This window comes from Pseudomonas karstica (assembly GCF_009707515.1).
Lineage (GTDB): Bacteria > Pseudomonadota > Gammaproteobacteria > Pseudomonadales > Pseudomonadaceae > Aquipseudomonas > Aquipseudomonas karstica.
In genome coordinates this window covers 92340-116580 of the sequence record NZ_WLYI01000017.1, presented here as the reverse complement: position 1 = coordinate 116580, position 24241 = coordinate 92340, and the positions used below count along the sequence as shown (strand labels likewise).

24 protein-coding genes and 1 tRNA gene are annotated in these 24241 nt (G+C 59.4%); 4 read left to right on the top strand and 21 right to left on the bottom strand.

Going from position 1 to position 24241, the window contains the following annotated elements:
* The first annotated feature begins 257 nt into the window (after positions 1-257).
* The 3 genes from GIR22_RS14070 (at position 258) to GIR22_RS14060 (ending at position 4440) form a co-directional block, all read left to right on the top strand.
* Positions 258-1463 carry an acetyl-CoA C-acetyltransferase gene (locus tag GIR22_RS14070; RefSeq protein WP_154743915.1) on the top strand — a complete coding sequence of 402 codons (1206 nt, stop codon included), beginning with the start codon at positions 258-260 and terminating at the stop codon, positions 1461-1463.
* Between the two features lie 16 nt (positions 1464-1479).
* Positions 1480-3624, top strand: a complete 2145-nt coding sequence (locus tag GIR22_RS14065) for a 3-hydroxyacyl-CoA dehydrogenase NAD-binding domain-containing protein (RefSeq protein WP_154743914.1) — start codon at positions 1480-1482, stop codon at positions 3622-3624.
* A gap of 93 nt (positions 3625-3717) precedes the next feature.
* The gene (locus GIR22_RS14060) at positions 3718-4440 is read left to right on the top strand and encodes an amidotransferase (protein WP_154743913.1); all 723 of its coding nucleotides are present in this window, start codon (positions 3718-3720) and stop codon (positions 4438-4440) included.
* A 23-nt stretch (positions 4441-4463) separates the two neighbouring features.
* Here GIR22_RS14060 and GIR22_RS14055 read toward each other — a convergent pair whose 3' ends face one another.
* The 3 genes from GIR22_RS14055 to GIR22_RS14045 all read right to left on the bottom strand — a co-directional run bounded on the left by GIR22_RS14055 (position 4464) and on the right by GIR22_RS14045 (position 7223).
* Positions 4464-5435 (bottom strand): magnesium and cobalt transport protein CorA, encoded by a 972-nt coding sequence (locus GIR22_RS14055; RefSeq protein WP_154743912.1) that lies wholly within the window; start codon positions 5433-5435, stop codon positions 4464-4466.
* Positions 5436-5556: 121 nt separating this feature from the next.
* Positions 5557-6318, bottom strand: coding sequence for a lysophospholipid acyltransferase family protein (locus tag GIR22_RS14050; protein WP_154743911.1), 762 nt, complete (start codon positions 6316-6318; stop codon positions 5557-5559).
* 215 nt (positions 6319-6533) lie between these two features.
* The gene (locus tag GIR22_RS14045; protein WP_154743910.1) at positions 6534-7223 is read right to left on the bottom strand and encodes a crotonase/enoyl-CoA hydratase family protein; all 690 of its coding nucleotides are present in this window, start codon (positions 7221-7223) and stop codon (positions 6534-6536) included.
* 324 nt (positions 7224-7547) lie between these two features.
* On the opposite strand from GIR22_RS14045, the gene GIR22_RS14040 reads away from it, so the two are divergent.
* Positions 7548-7637 (top strand) — tRNA-Ser (locus tag GIR22_RS14040).
* A gap of 199 nt (positions 7638-7836) precedes the next feature.
* On the opposite strand, the gene GIR22_RS14035 is transcribed toward GIR22_RS14040, so the two are convergent.
* From GIR22_RS14035 to GIR22_RS13950, 18 genes are all read right to left on the bottom strand, one after another.
* Positions 7837-9066 (bottom strand): hypothetical protein, encoded by a 1230-nt coding sequence (locus GIR22_RS14035; protein ID WP_154743909.1) that lies wholly within the window; start codon positions 9064-9066, stop codon positions 7837-7839.
* 386 nt (positions 9067-9452) lie between these two features.
* Entirely contained in the window at positions 9453-10412 is a 960-nt protein-coding gene (locus GIR22_RS14030; RefSeq protein WP_154743908.1) for a PDR/VanB family oxidoreductase, read from the bottom strand.
* Positions 10413-10415: 3 nt separating this feature from the next.
* Positions 10416-10853, bottom strand: coding sequence for a Rid family hydrolase (locus GIR22_RS14025; protein ID WP_154743907.1), 438 nt, complete (start codon positions 10851-10853; stop codon positions 10416-10418).
* Positions 10850-11884: a Rieske 2Fe-2S domain-containing protein gene (locus GIR22_RS14020; protein WP_154743906.1), complete on the bottom strand. Its 1035-nt coding sequence runs from the start codon at positions 11882-11884 to the stop codon at positions 10850-10852. The genes GIR22_RS14025 and GIR22_RS14020 overlap by 4 nt, the downstream gene beginning before the upstream one ends.
* Positions 11885-11905: 21 nt before the next feature.
* Complete coding sequence (locus tag GIR22_RS14015) at positions 11906-12133, bottom strand: recombinase-like helix-turn-helix domain-containing protein (protein ID WP_154743905.1); 228 nt, start codon at positions 12131-12133, stop codon at positions 11906-11908.
* A 1-nt stretch (position 12134) separates the two neighbouring features.
* Positions 12135-12452, bottom strand: a complete 318-nt coding sequence (locus GIR22_RS14010; protein WP_154743904.1) for a hypothetical protein — start codon at positions 12450-12452, stop codon at positions 12135-12137.
* 14 nt (positions 12453-12466) lie between these two features.
* Positions 12467-13609 (bottom strand): FAD-dependent monooxygenase, encoded by a 1143-nt coding sequence (locus GIR22_RS14005; protein WP_154743903.1) that lies wholly within the window; start codon positions 13607-13609, stop codon positions 12467-12469.
* A gap of 13 nt (positions 13610-13622) precedes the next feature.
* Positions 13623-14588 carry a VOC family protein gene (locus tag GIR22_RS14000; RefSeq protein ID WP_154743902.1) on the bottom strand — a complete coding sequence of 322 codons (966 nt, stop codon included), beginning with the start codon at positions 14586-14588 and terminating at the stop codon, positions 13623-13625.
* Complete coding sequence (locus tag GIR22_RS13995) at positions 14585-16081, bottom strand: aldehyde dehydrogenase (RefSeq protein WP_154743901.1); 1497 nt, start codon at positions 16079-16081, stop codon at positions 14585-14587. The genes GIR22_RS14000 and GIR22_RS13995 overlap by 4 nt, the downstream gene beginning before the upstream one ends.
* Before the next feature lie 9 nt (positions 16082-16090).
* On the bottom strand, positions 16091-16894 hold the full coding sequence (locus GIR22_RS13990) for an aspartate dehydrogenase (protein ID WP_154743900.1): 804 nt from the start codon (positions 16892-16894) through the stop codon (positions 16091-16093).
* Positions 16895-16904: 10 nt separating this feature from the next.
* Positions 16905-18587, bottom strand: coding sequence for a thiamine pyrophosphate-binding protein (locus tag GIR22_RS13985; protein WP_154743899.1), 1683 nt, complete (start codon positions 18585-18587; stop codon positions 16905-16907).
* Positions 18580-19377, bottom strand: coding sequence for an SDR family oxidoreductase (locus tag GIR22_RS13980; RefSeq protein WP_154743898.1), 798 nt, complete (start codon positions 19375-19377; stop codon positions 18580-18582). Before GIR22_RS13980 ends, GIR22_RS13985 begins: the two co-directional genes overlap by 8 nt.
* Position 19378: 1 nt before the next feature.
* Positions 19379-20215 (bottom strand): IclR family transcriptional regulator, encoded by an 837-nt coding sequence (locus GIR22_RS13975; protein WP_154743897.1) that lies wholly within the window; start codon positions 20213-20215, stop codon positions 19379-19381.
* Complete coding sequence (locus GIR22_RS13970; RefSeq protein WP_154743896.1) at positions 20212-21096, bottom strand: alpha/beta fold hydrolase; 885 nt, start codon at positions 21094-21096, stop codon at positions 20212-20214. Before GIR22_RS13970 ends, GIR22_RS13975 begins: the two co-directional genes overlap by 4 nt.
* 4 nt (positions 21097-21100) lie before the next feature.
* The gene (locus GIR22_RS13965) at positions 21101-21640 is read right to left on the bottom strand and encodes a cupin domain-containing protein (protein ID WP_154743895.1); all 540 of its coding nucleotides are present in this window, start codon (positions 21638-21640) and stop codon (positions 21101-21103) included.
* An 18-nt stretch (positions 21641-21658) separates the two neighbouring features.
* Entirely contained in the window at positions 21659-22426 is a 768-nt protein-coding gene (locus GIR22_RS13960; RefSeq protein ID WP_154743894.1) for an SDR family oxidoreductase, read from the bottom strand.
* Positions 22423-23199: an ABC transporter permease gene (locus GIR22_RS13955; RefSeq protein ID WP_154743893.1), complete on the bottom strand. Its 777-nt coding sequence runs from the start codon at positions 23197-23199 to the stop codon at positions 22423-22425. The genes GIR22_RS13960 and GIR22_RS13955 overlap by 4 nt, the downstream gene beginning before the upstream one ends.
* 28 nt (positions 23200-23227) lie before the next feature.
* Positions 23228-24229, bottom strand: coding sequence for an ABC transporter substrate-binding protein (locus tag GIR22_RS13950; RefSeq protein ID WP_154743892.1), 1002 nt, complete (start codon positions 24227-24229; stop codon positions 23228-23230).
* Positions 24230-24241 lie beyond the last annotated feature (12 nt).

The following is a 24241-nucleotide window of genomic DNA, read 5'->3' as shown; positions in this document are numbered from 1 at the left end:
GATCCATTTCATATCAAGTTAGATTAAAAACATTTAAAAAACGTATGAGGCCTAACGCCATCTCGGCGGCAGACCCAAGGCTAGACAGCTAAAACGATTAATCAGCGATTTCCAGTAGCCTTCTACCGTTCGTCTGAGCGTGACCGTCAAGACCAATGAGCGCTTCGGTCATTGAATCCAGCGCCGCGGCGCTTAAGGTAAGAACACGCTCGGCTCTCCCCCTTGAGAGCTGCATTGCACAGTGGATCGAGGATGTCATGACCCAAGCTATGATCTTTGACGCGATACGCACGCCCAGGGGCAAAGGCAGGGCTGATGGCGCCTTGTACAGCGTCAAACCGGTGAACCTGGTGGCGGGTTTGCTGAGGGCATTGCAACAGCGCACCGACCTTGACACCCGGCAAGTGGATGACATTGTCCTGGGCTGCGTGACTCCGGTCGGTGACCAGGGCGCGGACATCGCCAAGACCGCCGCACTGGTCGCCGACTGGGACGTCAGCGTCGCTGGCGTGCAGATCAACCGCTTCTGCGCCTCGGGCCTGGAGGCGGTCAACCTGGGGGCGATGAAGGTGCGCTCAGGGTTCGAAGACCTGGTGGTGGTCGGCGGCGTCGAATCCATGTCCCGGGTACCCATGGGTAGCGACGGTGGCGCCTGGGTGCTGGATCCGCAAACCAATATGCACAGCCATTTCACACCTCAAGGAATCGGCGCTGACCTGATTGCCACGCTGGAAGGTTTTACCCGCCAGGACGTCGATACCTTTGCCTTGCGCTCCCAACAGAACGCGGCAAGAGCTCGCTCAGACGGTTCCTTCAACAAGTCGTTGGTCGCGGTGCGGGACCAGAATGGCATTGTCCTGCTGGATCAGGACGAGTTCATTCGCGGCGACTCTACCCTCGAAGGCCTCGGTAAACTCAAGCCCAGTTTCGAAATGATGGGGCAGATGGGTTTCGACGCCACCGCGTTGAGGGTCTACAGCCATGTCGAGCGTATCAACCATGTGCATACGCCGGGCAACAGCTCCGGAATCGTCGATGGCGCCGCCCTGATGTTGATCGGTTCCGAAACCCGTGGCCGTGAGCTTGGCTTGCAACCACGGGCCCGGATCGTCGCCACGGCAGTCACCAGCACCGACCCCACCATCATGCTCACCGGCCCGGCGCCAGCCACCCGCAAAGCCTTGGCCAAGGCGGGCCTGCGGGTAGAAGACATCGATCTGTTCGAGGTTAATGAAGCCTTTGCCTCGGTGGTGCTCAAGTTCATCAAGGACATGGGTATCGATGCTGCCCGGGTCAACGTCAACGGTGGCTCCATCGCAATGGGCCATCCCTTGGGCGCGACAGGGTGCGCAATCCTCGGCACCCTGCTCGACGAGCTGGAGGCGCGCCAGCAGCGCTATGGCCTGGCCACCCTGTGTGTCGGCGGTGGCATGGGTATCGCCACCATTATCGAACGCCTCTGAGCTCAAGGAATTTGTCATGACCGATGCGATTCGTTACGAAAAAGGCCAGGACCAGATTGTGGTATTGACCATCGACATGCCCGGCCAGAGCGCCAACACCATGAATGCGGTTTACCGCGAGGCGATGGCCGCCACTGTTGCCCGCCTGGAAGCGCAGAAGGCGTCGATCGCCGGGGTGATCATCACCTCGGCGAAGAAAACCTTCTTTGCCGGTGGCGACCTCAATGAATTGATCAAGGTCGACAGGCTCCAGGCCAAGGCGTTCTACGAGAGTGTCCTGGTTCTGAAGGCGCAGTTGCGTACCCTGGAAACCCTCGGTAAACCCGTTGTGGCCGCGATCAACGGTGCGGCCCTGGGCGGTGGCTGGGAGATTTGCCTGGCTTGCCAGCACCGGGTTGCCCTGGACCATAAATCAGTGCAGGTCGGCTTGCCAGAGGTCACCCTCGGCCTGTTGCCGGGCAGTGGCGGGGTAGTACGGATGGTGCGCATGCTCGGCCTGGAAAAGGCCTTGCCCTACTTGCTGGAAGGGAAAAAGGTCACTGCGCAACAGGCGTTGCAGGCCGGGTTGATCGATGAGCTGGCGGCGGATCGTGATGAGCTGCTGGCCAAGTCCAAAGCCTGGATCCTTGCCAATCCAGAAGCGAAACAACGCTGGGATAGCAGCGCTTATCAAATCCCCGGCGGTACGCCATCAAACCCGAAAGTCGCACAGATGCTCGCTATTGCTCCCTCGATCCTGCGCAGCAAAACCAACGGCTGTTTCCCTGCCCCGGAAAAAATCCTCTGCGCTGCCGTGGAAGGCGCCCAGGTGGATTTCGACACCGCCCACCTGATCGAAACCCGCTACTTCACCGAACTGGTCACCGGGCAGGTGGCCAAAAACATGATTGGTACTTTCTGGTTCCAACTCAATGAAATCAATGCTGGCCGCTCACGACCGCAAGGTTTTGTGCCCTACATAACACGCAAGGTCGGCGTGCTCGGTGCTGGCATGATGGGTGCGGGCATTGCCTACGCCAGCGCATCGGCCGGGATCGAGGTGGTGCTCAAAGACATCACTCTGGCGGCAGCGCAGAAAGGTAAGGCGCACTCGGCGGCGCTGCTGGACAAGAAGGTCAGCCGTGGACAATTGTCCAGCGAGCTGCGTGAAAGCACCTTGGCGCGGATTCATCCTACCGAGTCCGATGCCGACCTGGCCGGCTGTGACCTGATCATTGAAGCCGTGTTTGAAGACCGCGAGCTCAAGGCCAGGGTCTCGGCCGCCGCGCAAAGTGTCGTGGGCGCTGACGCAGTGATCGCCTCCAATACCTCAACCTTGCCTATCAGCGGCCTGGCCAATGCGGTGCCTGAGCCGCGTAAATTCATCGGCCTGCACTTCTTCAGCCCGGTGGAAAAAATGCCTCTGGTGGAAATCATCAAGGGCGTCCAAACCAGCGACGAAACCCTGGCCCGAGGCTTTGATTTCGTCCTGCAAATCAAGAAAACCCCAATCGTCGTCAATGACAGTCGCGGCTTTTTCACCTCGCGGGTGTTCGGCACGTTTACCCATGAAGGCATCGCCATGCTCGGTGAAGGTGTTGCAGCGCCGATGATCGAGACCGAAGCGCGCAAGGCCGGTATGCCCGTTGGCCCGTTGGCGGTTTCCGATGAAGTGTCTCTTGGCCTGATGAACCATATCCGTCAGCAGGCAGCCAAGGATCTGCAGGCCGAGGGCAAACCCTTGCCAGGGCACCCGGCGTTTGCGGTGATCGACGTGTTGCTCAACGAGTACAAACGGCTGGGCAAGGCGGCCGGCGGCGGTTTCTACGATTATCCGGCCGGCGGGCAGAAACACTTGTGGCCGGAGCTGAAAACCCGTTTTGAAAAGGCGGGGCGGCAAATCTCGTCACAGGATGTGCGCGATCGACTGTTGTTTATCCAGGCTATTGAAACCGTGCGCTGCGTGGAAGAAGGCGTGCTGGTGTCCACCGCCGACGCCAACATCGGGTCGGTCTTCGGCATTGGCTTTGCGGCCTGGAGTGGTGGGGCGCTGCAATTTATCAATCAATACGGCTTGAACGACTTTATCGCCCGCGCCCATTACCTGACCGAGCAATACGGTGAACGGTTCTCCCCCCCGGCTTTGCTATTGGAAAAAGCCGCGCAGGGCACGCTGTTCTGACGGCTTTGACGCACGAGGGGCTTGCTTTGCCGGGGTATTTCGAGGCAGGCTTCCGGGTGTGCATTATTCCCATCACCGTGTCAGGTATTTTTTATGTCGCTACGCGTCTGCATTCTGGAAACCGATATCCTGCGTCCAGGCCTGATCGATCAATATCAAGGTTATGGGCAGATGTTCAAGCGTCTGTTTTCCAAACAACCGATCGCCGCCGAATTTGTTGTTTATAACGTGGTGCAGGGTGAATACCCATCGGATGACGAAGTGTTTGACGCCTACCTGGTGACTGGCAGCAAGGCCGATTCCTTCGGCACCGACCCCTGGATTCAGACGCTCAGGACCTACCTGTTGAACCGCTATGAGCGTGGCGACAAATTGCTGGGTATCTGTTTCGGCCATCAACTATTGGCGCTGCTGTTAGGCGGCAAGAGTGAGCGAGCGAGCCAGGGCTGGGGCATGGGCACCCACAACTACAAACTTGCCGCCAAGGCGCCCTGGATGAGCCCGGTGGTGGAAGAACTGACGCTGCTGATCAGCCATCAGGATCAGGTCACAGTTCTGCCGGAAAATGCCACCGTCATTGCTTCCAGCGATTTCTGCCCGTTCGCGGCCTACCATATCAACGATCAAGTGCTGTGCTTCCAGGGCCACCCGGAATTCATTCACGACTATTCCCGGGAACTGCTGGAGATTCTTCAGACCAACATTGGCGAAAAGGTTTACGAGAGTGGCGTGGCCAGCCTTGCACATGACCACCACGGCGTGACCGTGGCGGAATGGATGATGCGTTTTGTGACGCATAAACCGCAGGTCTCCTGATCCATAAGCTGTCAGGGGTGGGGTTACAACCATCCCGAACGCTTGAAGCTGACCCACAAACTGCTGCATCCCACTGCGATAAACCCCAGCACGCCAAAATAGCCGTAGTGCCATTGCAGCTCCGGCATGTTCTCGAAGTTCATCCCGTAGATCCCGGCCACTGCAGTAGGAAATGCAAGAATCGCCGCCCAGGCGGCAAACTTGCGCTGCACTACGCTCTGGCGCGAGGCTTCCAGGAGCACGCCGATCTCTATGGTCTGGCTGGCGATGTCTCGCAAGGTTGCCAAGTCCTCCATCTGGCGCGTGACGTGAATCTGCACATCGCGAAAGTACGGGCGCATATTTTTGTCGATAAACGGGAAACTCAGCTTCTGCAGTTCTTCGCTGATCTCCACCATTGGCGCTACATAACGACGCATACGCAGCACGTCGCGACGTAGGCCGTGGAGGTTCTGGATGTCTCGTTCATTCAGGGAGCTGCACAGCACGTTGCGCTCCAACTCATCAATCTCGGCATGAATCGCCTCGCTCACCGGCTGGTAGTTCTCGGTGACGAAATCCAGCAGTGCATAGAGTACGAAATCTTCCCCATGCTCCAGCAACAGTGGCCGTGCCTCACAGCGTTGGCGTACATAACCGTAAGAAGCTGAGTGACCGTTGCGGGCGGTGATGATGTAGCCATTGCCGGCGAAGATATGGGTTTCGATAAACTCCAGCTTGCCGTTGTCGCGCACTGGCGAGTAAGTCACGATAAACAATGCATCGCCGAAGGTTTCGAGTTTTGGCCGGCTATGCTTTTCCAGGGCGTCCTCGATGGCCAGTTCATGCAGGTTGAACTGGCGTTGCAGATTCGCCAACTCCAGGGCGTTGGGCTCCTCCAGGCCGATCCAGACAAAGTGGCCAGGCTTGGCAGCCCAGGCGGCGCCCTCGTCGAGGGTAATATCGGTGACTTTCTTTCCGGCGCTATAGACGGCGGCCGCAACAACTCTACCCATGGTGCTGATCGCTTCTTCTTTGGATGACAGTTGCTGGGCAGCTTAGCCGAACGGAGCCCTTGTAGGAGCGAGCTTGCTCGCGAAGGACGAAAGATCGACGCAGGATGTCAGGCTTCTCGAGTTATCGTGAACGACCCTCGCGAGCAAGCTCGCTCCTACAGGATACGGCTTGCAGCTCTTTATCCATTGCCTCAATGCAGTCGAGCATCTGCGCCCTGCAGGTCAGCATCAACTGAGGCATATCATCCAGGGTCAATCCTGTTGTAGGAATCGCCGGCAACGAACGAATCAGAACCTCGCCACTGTTCCAGCGATTGAGCTTCATATGCTTCACATAGGTGCTGACACACACCGGCACAATCGGCACGCCGGCGGCAATCGCCATCTGAAATGCGCCTTTCTTGAACTCCAGCAAGGTTTCGCCCAGGTTGCGCGTGCCTTCCGGGAACACCCAGATCGACGTGTCCTCATGTTGCAAGGTATGCGTGGTGGTGAGCATTGAGCGCCGTGCCTTCTGGGCATTGCCCCGGTCAATCAGCACATTGCCAGCCAGCCAGAACAACTGCCCGAACAGCGGCACCCACTTCAGGCTCTTCTTGCCGATACACACCGTGCGATAGGGCACCACGGTGCCGAAGACGAACAGGTCATAGTTGGACTGGTGATTGGCAATGATCACGCAGCTATTGGGTTTATGGTGCAATGAATCGACCTGAGCCTGGACCCGCAGGCGCAAGATCCACATCGCCGGCAACGCATACAGTCGAGCGCACAGGCGGCTATTGTCCGGATTGAACGGCCGGCAAATCCCCAGTAATACGCCGAGCACGCCGGCGACAATAAAATTCAGGCCCATCAATAACATGCGTAACAAATAAAGCATCAACACGGCCCATCGGGACAAAAGGTGGCGCAGTGTACGGATGTGCACTGTTTTCGGCAATTGCCCCTATAGACGTAGGAGATGGGCGATGTTTGAGCGCATGTTTCAACATTCGTTGATAGCGCCTGTTTAGAGCGTTAGGCGATCATGCTGAATGTTGCGTAAGAAAAAGCCCGATACAAAGTCGGGCTCTGGCTGCAGCTATTGTGGGCGACTTAACCCATGTGCTCCTGATCCCGGGAGATCGCGCTATCCAGCGCCTCCAACAGTGCCTGGCGCACTTTCAGCTTGGTGTGCTTGTGGGCATTCATGTTGATCTTCTTCAACTGACGCGCCGCTTCCAGGGCGGTGGCCTGCAACGCTTCGGGCGCCACCACCTTGTCGAGGAACCCGGCGCTCAAGGCACCTTGTGGGTCAAACATCTCGGCATTGATAACCGACCGCTGAAACGCCGACTTGCGCAGGCGATCCCGCGCCAACTCGATCCCGGCATGGTGCATGGTCATGCCGATCATCACTTCATTCAAGCCAATGCTGAAGGGCCCCTCGACACCAATCCGATAATCGGCCGACAACAACAGAAACGCACCCTTGGCCACTGCATGGCCTGGGCAGGCGACGATCACTGGGAACGGGTGCGACAACAGGCGCCGCGCCAGGGTCGACCCCGATGTCACCAGGCTGATCGCTTCTTTAGGGCCGGCGGTCATTACTTTCAAATCGTAACCACCCGACAAGATCCCGGGCGTACCCGTGATGATCACCACCGCCCGGTCTTGCAGGGCCTGGTCCAGTGCTTCATTAAACGCACTGATTACTGCAGGCGAAATGGCATTGACCTTGCCATTGCTCAAGGTCAGGGTCGCGATACCATCTTCGAGGTGGTAAGCAATCAACTCACTCATGACGCGATTCCTTGTAATAGAAGTACAGGCAGCAGACGTTACCCACCACGCCGGCCTCGGTAAAGCGCCGTGACTGACTACCCAGTCAGGCTTTTCCCCCATACCCACCCGCCAGCGGCCTTCGGCAGGGCGCAGAAGCCACTATGGGCAAGCCTCGCCCGTGCCTGACAATGGCCGAATCGCCACCCTGTGCACGGCAACGGATACGCCTGGAACGGGATAACCGTCTAAGCACATGAAAATTCTGAAAAAACCCTTTGCCATCGGTAAAGCTTTCGACTACATTAGCGCGCCTCGACAGACTGAAACAGTTTGGCGAGATACGGTGAAGTGTCCGAGTGGCTTAAGGAGCACGCCTGGAAAGTGTGTATACAAGAAATTGTATCGAGAGTTCGAATCTCTCCTTCACCGCCACATTCTACTGAAAAGCCCCGTTTTTACGGGGCTTTTTTGTGTCTGGCCTTTTTGTTTCCCCTGTCCCCCCACGGGGATTTCAGAGCGTCTCCGGCAGTAAACGACCCATTGCCATCAGCCGGATCAGGACGTGCAGTTGCCGAAAATTACGTCTGCCAGTGGGTTTATCGCAGCCGCAACAGCGGCCATATGACAGGCATCAGAAGTAATATCCAATGTTGATATTGGTTCGGTAGTACCACTCATTGCTGCCGACCGAATTGGTGTTGGTGAAGCCGGTTCCGTTTTCCGCGCCGCCGTAAGGGTTGGCGTTTTTCGCCCAGGTCAGGTCGACCCACGCCATGATTGGCATGGCCAGAAACTGCGCGCCAACGGTGTACATCTGCGAGTCGTCCCAGCCGCTCTTGTCTTTCATCATGCGACTGTAGTCGTTGTACAGCTTGATCTTCTTCAATTGCCCGAGTGCCGGCGTGGGGATGTCATAGCCGATGTTCAGCGAGGCAATCGTGGCTTTAGAGGCTATCAGGTACGCAGGCGTCAGGCCGTTCCCGCCCATCAGCACCGAGTCTTTGCTGACGCCGGCCGGATTTTTCGGGTCGTATTCGTAGCGGATACCTTGCGTGCTGACGGTCCATTGGCCGGCATTGATGATGGCGTGAACGCCACCGGCCCAGTAATCACCGTCTTTCTTGGTGGTGGCGTTGTACAACTGAGCCTTGGCCACCGAGGCACCGACCTCGGCTTTCCAGCCGTCGTTGGTAAAGGTGCGCGCGATGCGGGCGTTGATCTGGTTGTGCTTTTCGTTGTCCTGGCGCGACTGGGTGAAGGGGATCGCATTGTCCTTGAGGTCGGCGTAGCGTCCGACTTCCGGCGAGTAGCGAATACTCGACGGCATCATGCGCGGGAAATACCCCAGTTGCAGATCCCAGTCTTGATCCTTGTAGCTGTATTTCAAACCCGACCCGGCGCTGACGCCATAGCCCATGAAAAAGGGCAGGTGATAGCTCCAGCCGAATTGCGGGTACGGTTCCAGGCCGAATGGCTTGAACGGCGCGCCCAGTTGCAGGTTTGAATGACTGTTCAGGCGATAACCGACAAAGCCGCGATCAATGGAGTGTTTGCCGTCATCCTGAAACCAGTAACCAATATCACTGAACAGGTTCTTGTAAGTCGCCTGCACGTCGATGCGGAAGGTATCGAAGAGAAACTTGCCGTTGTTTTCGGTGGTACCCCAATGCTCGTCGCGGTAGTTGGTACGCAAGGCACCACCGATGTCCAGGCTGCTTTCGCCATCATCGCTGCGCCAGGCAATATGCGGAAAAGGCTTTTTTGCGTTGTTCGCGGTCACCGGTGCCGCAGGGCCGGGCTCGCTTGCGAAACTGACGCAGCTGCTCATCATCAGCCCCAGACATATAACGTAATTCTTCATGTTGACTTCCCCTGTAATGTTGAGCGCTACAAAGTGACCGGCAACACTTTTCCGCTTGCCCTTGAAGTGGCAATGGGCAAATGACTTCAATGTTGCGGTGTTGGCGTTCGTTTTTGTTTTTACTGGTTCATAGGTAATACGGCGTCTGGCCTATGAACTTAGTGGGGATAGAGCAGAAACTATGCCAACTGAAAAAATCCCGTATCTAATAATAAAGTCAGTAAAAACAATTGTTTATATAGGAAACGCATTTTCTTGTATTGCCCGTGAAACAGGGGTCGCAAGGGGTAACGAAACTGCACGTTATCCGTGCGTCTTTACTCCACGTGCATAAAAAAGGCCGACAACATTGTCGGCCTGTTTGATCGATGAAACTGAACAACGTGTTATAGGTCGAGTACCAATCGCCGACTCTTGCAACCGGACACACAGACCATCATGGATTTATTCGACGCACGCTCGGCTTTGGTCAGCACGCCGTCGCGATGATCGACATTACCTTCCAGAACCTTTGTTTCACATGAACCGCACACCCCTTCGCGACAGCTGTATTCAATGTCGCAGCCCGCTTCAAGTAACACGTCGAGCAAACTCAAACCTTGCTCGATCGACAGCGTCTTGCCGGATTTTTTCAGCTCGACGCTGTAACTGCTTTGCGCGTCTTCGGACGGCGGCAACTGCGCTGCCGCGAAACGCTCGATATGTGCATGGGGGTAACCGAGGCCTTCGCAGGTGCTTTCGAATGCATCGAGCATCGGCGTCGGACCACAGCAATAAAAGTGCGTGTCGCTGGGTTGGCCCGCGAGGTAAACGCTCAAGTCTGGCGGCATACCTTTTTCGTCATTGAAGTGGTAAAGCACTTGGGTGCTCAGGCCACTTAGCTCTTCCACCAGCGCGGCTTCTTGTCGCGAACGGGCACAGTAGATCAGCTCGGCGGATTTTCCCAGGGCCAGCAGTTGGCGGAACATGCAATAAATCGGCGTGATGCCGATGCCGCCGGCCACCAGCACGCTATGTTTGGCGCTCAGGTCGAGCTGGAAGTTATTGCGCGGGGACGAAATCGGCAGCTGCATGCCAACCCGCAATTGCCCATGCACGTATTCCGAGCCACCACGGCTTTTGCGATCGCGCAGAATACCGACCACATAACGGTCTTGATCGCTCGGCGAGTTGAGTAACGAGTAACTACGCACCAGGCCATTGGGCAAATGCAGGTCAATGTGAGAGCCCGCTTCGAACGGGGCAAACACGGTGTCGCCATATGGCCTCAATTCGACACTGATGATGCCGTCGGCTTCGTAGCGCAGGGTGTGTACAAACGCGGTGATGGGGGAGGAATGGGACATCGGTCACCTCTTTTCGACAGTTCGCAAATCGAGATCGAGGCGCGCGCCGGCCTCGATCTCTACCCGCAGTTCGGGAAACACCAGCGCGCTCACTTCAACCAGCGTAGAAGTCGGGAACACTGCCTGACCGGTGAAGAAGTCACGCCGCGCGCGACTTACTTCATCCTTGTCTGCGATGTCAGTGACATACACCGTTAGCCGGTAAATATTGCCTACATGCCCGCCCGCCGCTTCAACCAGCGAGCGGACCTTGTTCAACACCACCAGGGTCTGGGCGTAAGTATCGAGTGGTGCACCGACATGAAAGGCCAGGCGTGTAGCAGGATGGCCGGTCATGCCGGACATCACCACTTCGTTGCCGATCAGCAAGGCATTTGACCAAGTGCTGCCGGCCGCCTCGCTCAACGAGCCGGCCTGGACACATTGCACGGCTGCGTTCATGGCAACTGCTTCGCGTCGATCAGTTCCAATTGGGCCTTGGCAGCGTTTTTCAGATAGCGGCGCAGACGCACCACACCCAGGTCATGCTGGTAGAGGTTTTCCCGTTGGTTGGCGTCCGGTTCCATGAATTCGAGTAGCACGCGGTCCTGTTCCAGCACCGCCCAGTGCCGTGCTTCAAGGCGGTTTTTGTAGAGGAAACGCCAGGTGTCGCGCTGCCAGCCGGTCAGTGGACGGCAGCGCCAGTGGAACACCGCCGACAAGGAGCGGCTGCTCGGCGTGTAGCTGCCGATGATGGTGAAGTTGCCTCCCGGGCCTCCGGTTTTCGGGTATGGGATTTCCAGACGCAACCAGTGACAGCTGTTGTCCATGAATTCGGTCCAGTCGAAGTTCACCCCGCGCTGGCCTTCTTTCTCGAAGAAGAAACCGTTGTCGGTGTCACGGGTGACGAACTTGGCCGTGGCTTCGCCTTCACTCATGGAGTGCGACATCTTGTGCAGGTAGGTACCGTGCATCGGGTCCATGACGTTGTCGATGACGTAGCGGTAATCGCCTTTCCACTCGGTGTAGCAAACGAAGCTGCTCCACTCAGGAGAGGTCAGTTGCTCGGGCAGGACCAGTTCCGGCGGGGTGTCCTCGTGCGGTTCGGCGGCGTTGTAGAGAAAAATTGCGCCGGCCACTTCGCGGGTATGGAACATGCGCGTCGGGCGGCTGCCTTCGAGTTTGCAGCCGGGGCTGCCGGGGACTTTCGTCACGGTACCGTCGCAGCGCACTTCGACGCCGTGATACGGGCATTGCAGCCGGTCACCCAGCACCGGCCCCTGGGACAAGGGTGCGCCGCGATGCGGACAATGATCTTCCAGGGCATGGACGCTGCCGTCATTGTCGCGCCAAAGGGCAATCTTGTAGCCCAGTCGACGGATCGACACCGGTTTTTCGCCCAACTGATCGGAGGGCAGTACTGGGAACCAAAGGTTTTTCAAGCCATTGGCCAGCAGGTTTTCAGCAGGATCGACGGTTGTATTCATGTTCATTTCTTATTTACCTCCGGCGGGTCATTCGCCCAGCCGAGCCATCAGGTTTTTATAGGCTTCCGGTGTCCACTCTCCGGTGGTCAGCGGGCAAGGTGGCCCGGCCAGGTTCAGGTGGGCGAGCAGGTCGGGTAGCTCGGTCACGCCATTGCCGAAGGCACGTTCGATAGAGTCGCCAAGCAACTCTTCGAACTGGGTGTTGGGCCGTTTTCGGGCCTGATGAGGCTCCAGGTACGGTTCGGTATTACTCATCTCATTGACCTCCATTGCGTACCCGTTCGCGGATCATTTCGCGCACGGGAATAAAGTCATACGTCGGGAAAACTTCGGTGCTGAACACGCCCCAGGCCGAGCGTTCGAGCTCGACGTTGAGGGTTGGCAGCAGGCTCGGCGGCAAACGCAAGGTGACGATCTGCCCCAGGCCCATGGCCACGGTCCAGGACACCACCTCGACGCCTTGCGGGGGAAATCGCTCCCACCAGTCCTGCTGTTTCATGTGTCGCTGAATGTCTTCCAGGTTCTTGGATTGGTCGTGCTTGAGCAGCACGCTGACCAGCAAACTTTCGTTCATGTTCATGCCCCGGTTCAGGCCACGCTTGATGTCGGCACGGCCCAGGCGTCGTAGGCATAAACCCAGTCGGCGTTGCCGCCGTCCTTGAGCCATTGATTACCGCGCGAACCTATCTGTATCTGGCTGGTGCGTTGCAAGCGTGCCTGCTGATAAGCAAGCAGTGCACCTGCTATCTGCGAGGTGCTGGTGAGGTCTTGCAAGTGACGAGCGAGCACCACCGCGTCCTCGATAGCCTGGCCGGCGCCCTGAGCCATGAATGGCATCATGGGGTGGCAGGCATCGCCCAGCAGGGTCATTGAACCCTTGGACCAGAACGGCAGCGGATCGCGTTCGTACAGCGCGGTCTTGAGCACTTCGTTGCACGCATCGAGCAGGGCGCGCGCATCCGGATGGAAGTCCTGATAGTGGCTGCGCAATTCGTCTACATCGCCGGCGCTCGTCCAGGACTCTTCGTGCCAGCTGTCCTGGGCGGTGGTAGCGAAGATGAAAATGTCCCGGCCCTGATTCAGTGGAAAGGTCACGATCTGGCTTTCGGGAGTAGGGCCCCACCATTTAGTGAACGCCTGAATGTTCGGTACATGGGCGACGCTCTTGGCCGGGACGACGGCGCGGTAGGCAACCACACCAGTGAAGCGCGGTTGCTCATCACCGAACAGCGCATTGCGCACCACCGAATGGATGCCATCAGCGCCGATCAACAGGTCGGTGACGTGGCGGCTGCCATCCTTGAAGTGCAACTCGATCCCGTCGGCGGTTTGCACGACCTGCTCGGCGCGTTTACCAAATTGCACCTGTTCTGCAGGAAATACATCCGCCAGTGCGGCAAGCAGATCGGCACGATGAATGGTCAGTTGCGGTGCGCCGTATTTCTGTTCGGCGGCATCGGACATTTCCAGACGCGAAGTTTCCTCGCCGCTGTCCCACAGACGGCTGATCCGATGCGTTGGGCGCGCCGCCGGGATGCGCACCGCGGCGCCCACGCCCAGACCGTCCAGCGCGCGTACGGCATTGGGTGTCAGGTTGATATCGGCACCGACCCGCAAGAAAGCTTTCGATTGTTCGAATACGCTGATGTTATGGCCAGCACGGAGCAGGGCAATGGCTGCGGTCAGACCACCGATACCGGCACCGGCAATCGCGATATTAAGTGAAGACATGGACAACTCCTGTTCAGGATTTCGGTTTGTCGGTGAGGAACTTGCCCTGCGGCGCTTCGACATGTTGCTGGCGTCGGGTATTGCCATCGATGCCGCCGGCGATTGCCCATTCGGCGAATACCGTCGGGCCGGGTTCGAAGGTGCGGGGTTGCCATTCGCCGGTCAGTTGGTCTTCGTCGGCGTAGTACTCGACCAGCGCGCCGGCCGGGTTCTTGAAGTACCAGAAGAACGCCGACGACACCGGATGCCGACCGGGGCCGATTTCCGTGGCCCAGCCGCTGCGGGAAATGTGCATGCCGCCGCCGAACACTTCGTGCACATCGCGCACGGTGAAGGCGACGTGGTTCAGGCCGGCGCGAGGGGCGGGCAACTGCAGCATGAACAGGTCGTGATGGCCGCCTTCTTCGGCGGTGCGCAGAAAGGCACCGCGATCCGGATAGCGGTCAGAGGCCTGGAAGCCGAATCGCTTGTGGTAGAAGGCTTCGCAGGTGTTGACGTCTTTGACGAAAAACACCACGTGGCCTACTTCGATCGGCGTCGCGCGTTCGTAGACAGGTGCAGCCTTGTTGACTCGGCCTTTGGTTTGCCAGGTGTTATGGCCGCTGCACTCGATGTCCAGTTCACGCTTGCGCGTCACTTGCAGGCGAATCGCCAGGCCATTGGGGTCGGTACAGCCGATGCGGCCGTCGGCTTCGATGAAACCCGGATCGTTGGCGATGCGTTCGCTGTAAAGCTTCAGGTCCGCTTCGCTCTCGACGCCCCAGACCACTTCGCGCACGGTCGAACCGGTTTCGATGGCCGGCGGCAGGCTCGCCTTGTTGATATCGGCGAGCACCACGCGACAGCCGTTAAGGGTTTCGAAGATCACTTCGTCAGCCTGCTCGCTGACTTTTGTCAGGCCCCAGTCGCTGAAGAACCGCGCGCTGGTGTCGAGGTCCTCGACGCCGTAGGTGACTTCATCAATGCCTAGAACGCTCATAACCCAACCTCTCGTTGCACACCGGCCCAGGCCAGTGGCTGTTCATTCATGCCCCAATAAAGGCTTTTCTGTTCCATGTACTGCAGGATGCCGAGGCGACCTTTTTCACGGCCCAGGCCGCTGTCGCGCCAGCCGCCGAACGGCGTGGAAATCGAGAACTGTTTGTAGGTGTTGATCCACACTGTGCCGGCCTGGATTTTCCGACCCAGGGCCCAGGCGCGTTTGTAATCGCGGGTCCAGATCCCCGCGGCGAGGGCGTACAGGCTGTCGTTGGCCTGTTCGAGCAATTGCTCTTCGTCATCGAACGGCATGACCACCAGCACTGGCCCAAAGATCTCTTCCTGGCACACCTGTTGACCGTTGTTCAAACCTTCGAGGATGGTTGGCGGGTAGTAGTAACCCCGATCATAGATACCACCGCTCGGACGCTCACCACCGAGCAGCAAACGTCCACCTTCGGCCAGCCCCAGCGCGACGTAGCGCTCGACCGACTCACGGTGACCGGCGCTGATCAGCGGACCCATTTGCGTGCGCTCGTCCGCTGGGTCACCGACCCGTAACTCGGCCGCCGCCACCACCAGACGAGCCATGAACGGTTCGTACAGCGCGCGGGCGACGAATAACCGCGAGCCGGCGATGCAGGCTTCGCCCGAGGAGCTGAAGATGCCGTACAACACACCAGCCACCGCGTGGTCGAGGTCGGCATCGTCGAGCACGATGGTCGGCGATTTACCACCTAGTTCCAGCGAGACCGGCATCATCTTGTCGGCGGCGATGTGGGCAATGTGTTTGCCGGTTTTGGTGCCGCCGGTGAACGACACGCGCTTGACCAGTGGGTGGTGGGTCAGGGCATCACCGAGCAGCGAACCCTTGCCCGGCAGAACACTGAGCAGACCTTTGGGCAACCCGGCGTCTTCGCAGATGCGCGCCAGTTGCAAGGCCATCAGCGGGGTGATTTCCGCGGGTTTGATTACTACCGCGTTGCCCGCCGCCAAAGCCGGAGCGACCTTCTGCGCTTCGCTGGCAATCGGCGAGTTCCACGGCGTGATCGCGGCGATCACGCCCATCGGCTCGTAGACGCTCATGCTGACGAAGTCACCACGGGACGGCGTGATAGTTTCTTCGAGGGTTTCGCAGGCCGAGGCAAAGAACTGGAAAGTGCCGGCCGCGCTGGCCACCAGGGCACGGGTTTCGTTGATCGGTTTGCCATTGTCCTGGCGCTGTAATTGCGCCAGGTCTTCGCTGCGCTCACGGATCAGTTCGGCAATGCGGTACAGCACGCTGGCCCGCTCGTGAGGTTTACGCTGCGCCCAACCGCTGTGCAAAAACGCCTGATGAGCGCCTTGCACGGCGTCTTCAACGTCTTCGACACTGGCGGCATTGAGCCAGGCAACGGCTTCGCCGGTGGCCGGGTAGCACGTGGCGTAGCGTTCGCCCCGCCCCAGCCGCCATTCGCCAGCAATGCAGATCGGTAAAGTCTGTTCGAGAGTCATCGCTGTTCCCTAAATTGAAATCGCGTGGGCGTGGTTGCCCAAGGCACGGACCACGCTGTAAACGGTCAGCGCCGAAGTCTTCGGGTTGGCCTGCAAGGGTTTGCCACGCAGGCTCAACTCAAATCCGCCAAAGGCACCGCGGGCTTCGAAGTGATGAACGTTCTCTTCGCTCAACGGGTCGGCGATCAGTGTCACGTGTGTGCGGTCCAGGCCGAGACCGGCCAGCGACAGGGTCGCGGCGACGTTGGCGTTTTTTGGATAGAGGTGTGCAGCCTCGCGGGCGCTGCCCTGAAAAATCACTGTGGCTTCGGTGATGCTGTCCAGATTGCAGACCAACTCACCGGGTGTGTTTTTCCAGGCGCGGGCCGGTTTGCGTCCGGTGTAGTTGACTGAGTCGAGCCCGCCAACTTTGGCCGCCGACAGGGCATCGATGCCGCCGATGGCGCCGGGCAGCAATTCGATACGGGTCCGGCCGAGTTCGGCTGCTGCTTCCAGGCGTTCCACCAGACCGACCTCGGACAGCGCACCGACCGAGACGATCAGGCAGGCGATGCCGCGCTCCAGCGCTGGCAGCACATGTTCTTCGATGGCACGGTGTCCGGCGCACTCGACCAACAGATCGGGGCGGGCGTCGGCCGGCAAGGCGGTCAACACCTGTGGCGGATTTTTGAAACACGCCAGGCGCTGGCGCACCAACTCTTCAGAACCGGGCGAAGCAATCACGTAATCGACGCACAGCTGTGGGTCCCTCTCCAGCAGTTCGAGCACGCCGACGCCAATGGCGCCGCAACCGATCATGGTGATATTCAACATGACGAAGTCCTCAAGCCGTGGCTTTCTGCGCTTTGGTTTCGCTGTTGGGCGGACCGGCGAACTGGGTGGCAAAGCCGCCGACACTGAGCATGTCGACTTCCAGCAGGAACGGTCCAGGCTGAGCCAGTGCGCTGTCGACAATGCCGCCGAAATCCTTCAGGTCGGTGACCAGGCCGTGGCGTAGGCACAGCGATTCAGCCAGCTTCGAGTAGTCCGGCGTGTGCAGGTCGACGTAGCAATGACGGCTGCCGTAGACGGCGTCCTGGATATTGCGGATCACGCCGTAACGCTGGTCGTTCATCAGCAGAATCACCACGTTGGCGTTCTCTTGCACCAGTGTCGCCAGTTCGCCGAGGTTGAGAATGAAACCGCCGTCACCGGCCAGGGCGAAGACTTTGCGTTCAGGCGCCGTTTCCGCCGCAGCGACTGCTGCACCGATGCCCATCGACAGGCCTTGGCCAATGCCGCCGCCCAACGCATGCACGCCGGAACGCGGATGAAACAGGGTCAGCAAGCGATTGCCCCAGATGCTATTGGACAACGTGACATCGCGTACCCAGGAGAAATTGCGCCCGGTCATCGATTGCAGTTGTTCGACCATGGCCGAGTACGGGCCGAGGTCGGCAATTAATTGCGTGCGGGATTTTTCGCGCACGTCCTTGAGGTCGGCGAGGAAAGTCGGGTCGACGTGCAGGCGACCTTCCAGGCGATCGGCCAGGCCTTCGAGCGCCAGTGCCGAATCACCACAGATAAACAATTCGCTGTTGTAGCTGCGACCTTCGATGGCCGGGTTGGCGTCGATGCGAAGGGTATTGCGTGGCAACTTCAGCGCGTACTTGAACGTTTCGTTGCTGCGCAGGCGTGAGCCGGCGATCAGCAGGGCATCGCAGCTTTGCAGAAATTGCTCGACCAGTTTGTTTTGCGAAAACGCACCGAGGCAGCGCTCGTCGTCTTCGTTGACCACGCCGCGTCCCTGGGTCGAGGTGATCACGCCGACGCCCATGTCCAGCAGGCGTTTGACTTGCGGGCCAGCATGCCGCGCGCCGCCGCCGAGCCACAACAGCGGACGGGTGGCACCGGCCAGGCGCTCGGCCACCAGATCCAGTGCTTCGGATGCGGGCACGGCAACCGGGATCGGCAGGGGCGAGAGGTCGGTCGGCATCGGAATAAATGTCGACTGGATGTCGATCGGGATCTCTACGCTAACCGGCCCGGTAGGTGCGGTCAGTGCGGTTTGCACAGCAAGTTTCAGGGTACTGAGGGCGGTTTCGACGCTGCGCACACGGAACGCTGCTTTCGACACGGCCTTGAGCATGGTCAGTTGATCGCGGGCTTCGTGGATATAGGCGAACTCTTGATCCAGGTACGGCGTTTCGATCTGCCCGGTGATGTGCAGCAGCGGTGTGCCGGCGGTCAGTGCTTCGACCATCGCACCGGCGGCGTTGCCGGCCGCGGTGCCGGTGGACGTCAGGCAAACGCCCAGGCCGCCGGTGGTGCGGGCATAGGCATCGGCCATGTTGGTAGCGCCGGCTTCACCCCGGGCCATGACAAAACGGATGTTTCCGCGCACGGCGAACGCATCGAGGATCGGCATGTTGTGGATCGAGATCACGCCGAACGCGGCCTTGACGTCGCACTGCTCGAGAAACGCGGTGATGGCAGCGCCAACGGTGACAGTATTTTCATTACGCATGGCGGGACAGGCCTCCAGAAACATCGATATGGCTGCCTGTGGTGTAAGCCGACAGAGGCGAGGCCAGAAACAGGATCGCGCGGGCCGCTTCAATCGGCAGGCCCAGACGCCCCAGGGGAATGTGTTTGCGTTGTGCCAGCTGGGCGGTCCATTGGGCCCAGTCCAGATCCCGCTCTTCGCGGGCCTCGAAACGTCGGCGCCATTGCCCGGACTCGACCAGGCCAATGAGAATTCCGTTGACCCGAATGCCGTCAGCGGCAAATTCGGTGGCCATTGAACGCACCAGGTTCATGACCCCGGCACGAGCGGCGGAGGTGGCGACCATGTGCGGCTCCGGCTGGCTGGCCAGCAGCGAATTGACACAGACGATGGCTGTGTTCGACTGGCTTTTCAGCTGTGCCTTGAAGGCGCGAACCGGGTTGATCACTGAGAAAAATTTCAGGTTCAGTTCTTCGGTCCAGGCGCTGTCCGTGGTGTCGGCGAAGGTTGACACTCGACCTTGCCCGGCGTTGTTGATCAGCATGCTGGCAGGTCCCAAAGCGGCCAGGCTAGCGGCGGCAAAGGCGTTGACTGACTCTGCGTCGAGCACGTTGCAGACGTGGGCCAGCAACTTTGCATTGGGAAAGCGTTGACGCAATGTGGTTTCGGCGCTGTGCAGGCGATCTTCATCGCGACCGCAGAACGCAACGGCTGCGCCGGCTTCGAGCAGCAACTCGACACAGGCCAGGCCAATCCCCGAGGAACCGCCGGTCACGATTGCGGTGTTGTCTTGCAGTTGATAGAGACTCATCTCAATCCCTCATCAAGGCTGTCACGCGGTTCTGGCCGTCGTGACCAGCAGCGCTGTTGTAGTCGAGCAACCGTGACAGCTCGTCGGCGCTGCGACGTACTTGCATGAGCAGTTCGTTGAAGTTGACGTGACCGATCTGAACCGTCGGAATTGTCACACCCAACGCCGCGACGATTTGGCCGGTCTGATCGCGCACTGGAGCTGCGACCGTCGAGATTGACGACTCGAAAAAACCTTCACTGTGGACAAAGCCGCGCTGACGGTCGGCCTGGACCATATCAAACAGTTCCAATACCGTTTTCGGCGTGCCGGATGAGTGCTGTTCCAAATGATCTTCCGGGTACAACTCGCGCAGTTCGGCCAACGACAGGTCCTCGAGCAGAATGCGCCCCAGGACCGTAGCGTGGGCAGGCAGGCGCGTACCGACACTCACCGCGCTGGAGAACACCGACGGCGGCGAGACCTTGGCCACGTAGACGATCGAGCGGCCGTCCCGCACCACCAGGTTGCTCGGGTAGTTGAGGCGGTCGCACAGCCGCGCCAGAAGCGGCTGGCCGAGTTCAGTCAGTTCCAGCGAGGCCAGGTACTCGAAACCCAGACGCAGCACCGACATGCCGAGGCGATATTCATTGCCGCTGCGGGTAACGAACCCCATGGTTTCCAGCGTTGTCAGCAAACGAAAGATCGTCGAGCGCGGCAGCGACAGGCGTCGGGCCAGTTCCGGTGCGGTCAGTGTGCGATTGCGCCGGCTGAACTCGCACAGCAGCAGCAGGCCGCGCTCCAGTCCCGGCACGATGTATTTGTCCTGAGCGTCCTTCAGCAGATCTGGATCGGTCATAGCGATGCACCTGTCAGGGATTCTTTGATGGCGCAGGCCAGACGGCCTGACACCACACAAGGTTGTTCGATGGGGCTGGCGTGCCCGGCATCGGCAATAAGGTTGAACGTGGCACCCAAGGCTTTTGCCAGGCTCAAGCAGCTCTCTGGTGCAGTGATGCCGTCGAGTTCGCCGCAATGCACTTCGCAAGGCATCGACAACGGTGCGTGCCGTAACAGGTCCTCGCCGCACAGCAGTTCAATGGCTTGGCGGTAGCCATCCGGGTTGAGCCGGGCCATGTTCCACTGCACCCAGGCCTGTGCCTTTGGGCTGGCGCTGGATGACAGCATGTAGGCACTGCGTTGCTCGGCGATGCCGCGAATGCCCAGTTGTTCCAGGGCGCGCAGGCGTTTGCTGCGCACTTCCTGGCGCTGCAAGGCGCGCGATGGATGGCCGTAGCCCTGGGCAGGGCTGATCAATACCAACCGGCTGATCCGCTGTTGGTGCACGCTGCTGGCGAACGCCGTGGCGGTCATTGCGCCGAGGGAGTGACCTACCAGCACACAACGCTGGATATCCAGTGCATTGAGCATCTTCAACAGTCGCTCGGCGTAGTCCGAAGCATCGGGGGCCAACGCTCTCAGCGGCGTCGAATCACCGTAGCCGGGAGCATCCCAGGCAAGCACCCGGGCGCTCTGGCCCAGTTCCTGTGCCACCTCCAGCCATGACGCCGAGCCCGAGCCGATCCCGTGTAGCAACACAATGGCCGGCCCGGCCCCGTATTCGCGAAAGGCCTGGCGACCGCCTGCGATCTCCAGCGTGCGCTGGGGAAAGTGCAAGGCCAGCTGTGCCTGAAGGTCAGCAGTGAGCTGCGGGACGAGAGGAGTGATGGCATGAAGCATGGGCTTATCCGCGCTTGATCGAGGCCAGAGGGTGTTCTGGCGGGTAAGTCGGGGTCAGCGGCTTTTTCGCGCCGAGCATCACGCACATCAGTGCGTCTTCATCGCCGATGTTGATCTCTTCGCGGTATACGCCAGGCGGCACGGAAATCACGTCGCGGTCGGTGAGGATGGTTTCGAAACGCTCGCCATCCTTTTCGATCACCACCTTGAGTTTGCCGCGCAGTACGAAGAACACTTCTTCAACGTCGGTGTGCAGGTGCGGTGGGCCTTCGTGACCGGCCGGAATCACCATGGTGGAGAAGGTGAAGTTCTCCGACGGGATGGTGTTCATGTCGGTGCTGACACCGGTGCCTCCGGTGCCGATGTAGCGCATTTGCGCGCGGCCGAATTTGGGGTCGTAGTCGGCCTGGAATTTCAGCGCGTTCCAGTCGTACTTGCGTGTTTCGTAGCGCGCGATGCGGGTGTTCATCCAGCTTTCGAGATTGCTGCCGGCCGGCTGTTCCCAGCTTTTCGGGGTGGTGTGTTCGGCTGATAAATCGGTCATGGCTGTCTCCAGATCAAGTCAAGGCATGACGAACCCGCCGTTGACCGGCAAGGTTTGTCCAGTGATGAAACGGGCGAGGTCGGACAGCGCAAACAGCACGGCGCCGCTGACATCTTCGGGAAGTTGTGGGCGTTGGATGGCCCGTTGGTCGTTGTACAAACGGTGGCGTGCTTCAGGCACATAGGCGGTGGCTTCGACCAGCACCAGGCCAGGCGCGACGGCGTTGACCGTAATGTTGTCGGCGCCCAGTTCACGGGCCAGGCTGCGGGTCATGGCGATGATTGCGCCCTTGCTGGCGACATACGCCAACAGATTTGGCGCACCCCACAGCGGCGTGTCGGACGCCAGGTTGACGATGGCGCCATGACCACTGGCGCGCAGGGCCGGCAGACACGCTTTGGTCATCAGCCAGGTGCCGCGCACGTTGACTTGCATCACCTGATCCCAGGTATCGAGACTCAGTTCTTCGCAGGTCTTGCCACCGGAGTTGGTAATCGAGGCGTTGTTCACCAAGCCGTCGAGCCCACCGAGCAAATGGGTGGTTTGGGCGACGCAGGCTTGGACCGAATCAGCTTGGCCAAGGTCAACGGCTACGCCATGCACGGTCAGGCCTTCGGCGACCAATTCGGCGGCCGATTGCTGTACGCGCTCAGCGAGAATGTCGGCGATCACCACCTGGGCACCGGCCCGGCCGATGGCCTGGGCAAAGGCGTAACCCAGCCCTCGGGCGCCACCGGTGACCAGCACGCGACGGCCTTCGAGTAAACGATTGTGGGCCGTCATCATTGAGTACTCAGCATGGCTTTGGGCATGTAGTGCAGCACGCGCTTTTCGGCCCAGACCACCGCGCCGTAGGCCAGCACACCGATCAGCGTGAGCATGACGATGGCAACGAATACACCCGCGGTATTACCCTGACCTTCGGCATCGACCAGCAGGAAGCCCAGGCCCTGATTACCACCGACCAGTTCACCGACGGTGACGCCGATCACGGCCAGGGTCGAGGCAATGCGCAAACCGGAGAACAGTGCGGCCATGGCCGAGGGAAACTCCACCAGGCGGAAAATCTGCCAGCGGCTGGCATTCATTGTCCGTACGAGGTTGATCATGTCCGGGTCAACGGTGCGGATCGCCGACAGCACGTTGATCATCACCGGGAAGAACACGATCAAAATGGCGATCAGAATCTTCGGGTAGATGGTGTAGCCCAGCCACATCACGAACAGCGGGGCGAAGGCGACTTTCGGGGCGATTTGCAGCGCCAGGATGTAAGGTGACAGCATGGCTTCAGCGGCAGGCGAGAGGCCCAGCGACACACCGATTGCGACACCGAGCAGCGCGCCCAGGCCGAAACCGACAATGATCTCAAACGCGGTAATCAATGTGTGTTGCAGCAGGCCACCGGTGTTCCACATCACCAGGCCTTCCTGGGCTACCCGGCTCAGGTGCGGCATGACGAATTCAGGCATGCCGAGCAGTCCCGGGCCCCACTGCCAGAGCACCAGGAACAGGATCAGCAGGGCGACGCTGCCAAGCATGGAGTTATTGAGGTTTTTCATCGTGTAGGTACCTTGTTGTCACTCGTCGTTATTGCACGGCTGTTTGGGGGTCGATGAACTGGTTGGTGTACAGGTCGTCGAGTTTCGGTTCCTGGGTGACGATGCCTTCGCTGACATAGAACTGGCGGACTGTTTCCAACCGCGCCGGATCAATGCGGCCGAGTACGGCCTGGTTGGCGTAGACATGCTCGACGTACAGCTTGAAGATCTTCTCCAGCGACGCTTCCTTGCCGGCATAGGTGGGGACTGCCTTGGCGAAGGTGGCCGCGGCGGCCTTGGGATCCGCAATGATGTCGCGCATGCCTTGCAGGGTGGCCTGGACCACGCCGCGAACGATCTCGGGATGATTTTTGATGGCGTCGTCAGAAGCGAGGATCGCCTGGGCCATGCTGTCGAAAATCTGTGTTTGCGGGATCAATTTGATCTTCGTCCCGGCTTCTTCGGCGTTGACCACCCAGTCCGGCACGCCGGCCATTGCCTGGGCTTTATCGACCGAGAACAACTGCCAGACGCCCGAGGGGCCGGCGGCCTGAATGTTCACATCGGTTTTGCTCAGCCCGGCTTTGCGCAGAGAAGCGAGCAGGGCGTAGTAGGTGGTATCCGAGTAAGACATCACCGTCATCGTCTTACCCTTGAGGTCGGTGATCGAGTTGATGTTTTCTGCGGCATTGGTGGCAATCATGGTCACGCCACCTGCGCCCAGCACCGCGACCGAGCGCACTGGAATACCGTTGGCCCGCACCACAATCGGGGTGTCACCGATGGCGCCGCCGAGCATCGCGTTACCGGCGCCGATCTGTTTCGCCACGTCCACACCACCCTTGGCAGCGATGAAGGTCAGGTTCAGGTTCTGGGCGGCGTAGTAACCCTTCTGCTGCGCGATGATCCACGGGGCGAACGCCGGCGAGTTAGGGGGCGCTGGCAACAGGTAAGTCACGTCGGTCGACTGCGCCTGGACGGCGAATGCCATGCTTAGGCCAAGCGTGATGGCAGTGGCCTGGCTGAAGCGTTGAAACAGAGACTTGAGCATACGTACTCCTGA

What these genes read in the sequence shown, in the direction of transcription:
- GIR22_RS14070 (WP_154743915.1), top strand. Translation starts at nt 258, where the DNA reads ATGACCCAAGCTATGATCTTTGACGCGATACGCACGCCCAGGGGCAAA.
- GIR22_RS14065 (WP_154743914.1), top strand. Translation starts at nt 1,480, where the DNA reads ATGACCGATGCGATTCGTTACGAAAAAGGCCAGGACCAGATTGTGGTA.
- GIR22_RS14060 (WP_154743913.1), top strand. Translation starts at nt 3,718, where the DNA reads ATGTCGCTACGCGTCTGCATTCTGGAAACCGATATCCTGCGTCCAGGC.
- GIR22_RS14055 (WP_154743912.1), bottom strand. Translation starts at nt 5,435, where the DNA reads ATGGGTAGAGTTGTTGCGGCCGCCGTCTATAGCGCCGGAAAGAAAGTC.
- GIR22_RS14050 (WP_154743911.1), bottom strand. Translation starts at nt 6,318, where the DNA reads ATGCTTTATTTGTTACGCATGTTATTGATGGGCCTGAATTTTATTGTC.
- GIR22_RS14045 (WP_154743910.1), bottom strand. Translation starts at nt 7,223, where the DNA reads ATGAGTGAGTTGATTGCTTACCACCTCGAAGATGGTATCGCGACCCTG.
- GIR22_RS14035 (WP_154743909.1), bottom strand. Translation starts at nt 9,066, where the DNA reads ATGAAGAATTACGTTATATGTCTGGGGCTGATGATGAGCAGCTGCGTC.
- GIR22_RS14030 (WP_154743908.1), bottom strand. Translation starts at nt 10,412, where the DNA reads ATGTCCCATTCCTCCCCCATCACCGCGTTTGTACACACCCTGCGCTAC.
- GIR22_RS14025 (WP_154743907.1), bottom strand. Translation starts at nt 10,853, where the DNA reads ATGAACGCAGCCGTGCAATGTGTCCAGGCCGGCTCGTTGAGCGAGGCG.
- GIR22_RS14020 (WP_154743906.1), bottom strand. Translation starts at nt 11,884, where the DNA reads ATGAACATGAATACAACCGTCGATCCTGCTGAAAACCTGCTGGCCAAT.
- GIR22_RS14015 (WP_154743905.1), bottom strand. Translation starts at nt 12,133, where the DNA reads ATGAGTAATACCGAACCGTACCTGGAGCCTCATCAGGCCCGAAAACGG.
- GIR22_RS14010 (WP_154743904.1), bottom strand. Translation starts at nt 12,452, where the DNA reads ATGAACGAAAGTTTGCTGGTCAGCGTGCTGCTCAAGCACGACCAATCC.
- GIR22_RS14005 (WP_154743903.1), bottom strand. Translation starts at nt 13,609, where the DNA reads ATGTCTTCACTTAATATCGCGATTGCCGGTGCCGGTATCGGTGGTCTG.
- GIR22_RS14000 (WP_154743902.1), bottom strand. Translation starts at nt 14,588, where the DNA reads ATGAGCGTTCTAGGCATTGATGAAGTCACCTACGGCGTCGAGGACCTC.
- GIR22_RS13995 (WP_154743901.1), bottom strand. Translation starts at nt 16,081, where the DNA reads ATGACTCTCGAACAGACTTTACCGATCTGCATTGCTGGCGAATGGCGG.
- GIR22_RS13990 (WP_154743900.1), bottom strand. Translation starts at nt 16,894, where the DNA reads ATGTTGAATATCACCATGATCGGTTGCGGCGCCATTGGCGTCGGCGTG.
- GIR22_RS13985 (WP_154743899.1), bottom strand. Translation starts at nt 18,587, where the DNA reads ATGCGTAATGAAAATACTGTCACCGTTGGCGCTGCCATCACCGCGTTT.
- GIR22_RS13980 (WP_154743898.1), bottom strand. Translation starts at nt 19,377, where the DNA reads ATGAGTCTCTATCAACTGCAAGACAACACCGCAATCGTGACCGGCGGT.
- GIR22_RS13975 (WP_154743897.1), bottom strand. Translation starts at nt 20,215, where the DNA reads ATGACCGATCCAGATCTGCTGAAGGACGCTCAGGACAAATACATCGTG.
- GIR22_RS13970 (WP_154743896.1), bottom strand. Translation starts at nt 21,096, where the DNA reads ATGCTTCATGCCATCACTCCTCTCGTCCCGCAGCTCACTGCTGACCTT.
- GIR22_RS13965 (WP_154743895.1), bottom strand. Translation starts at nt 21,640, where the DNA reads ATGACCGATTTATCAGCCGAACACACCACCCCGAAAAGCTGGGAACAG.
- GIR22_RS13960 (WP_154743894.1), bottom strand. Translation starts at nt 22,426, where the DNA reads ATGATGACGGCCCACAATCGTTTACTCGAAGGCCGTCGCGTGCTGGTC.
- GIR22_RS13955 (WP_154743893.1), bottom strand. Translation starts at nt 23,199, where the DNA reads ATGAAAAACCTCAATAACTCCATGCTTGGCAGCGTCGCCCTGCTGATC.
- GIR22_RS13950 (WP_154743892.1), bottom strand. Translation starts at nt 24,229, where the DNA reads ATGCTCAAGTCTCTGTTTCAACGCTTCAGCCAGGCCACTGCCATCACG.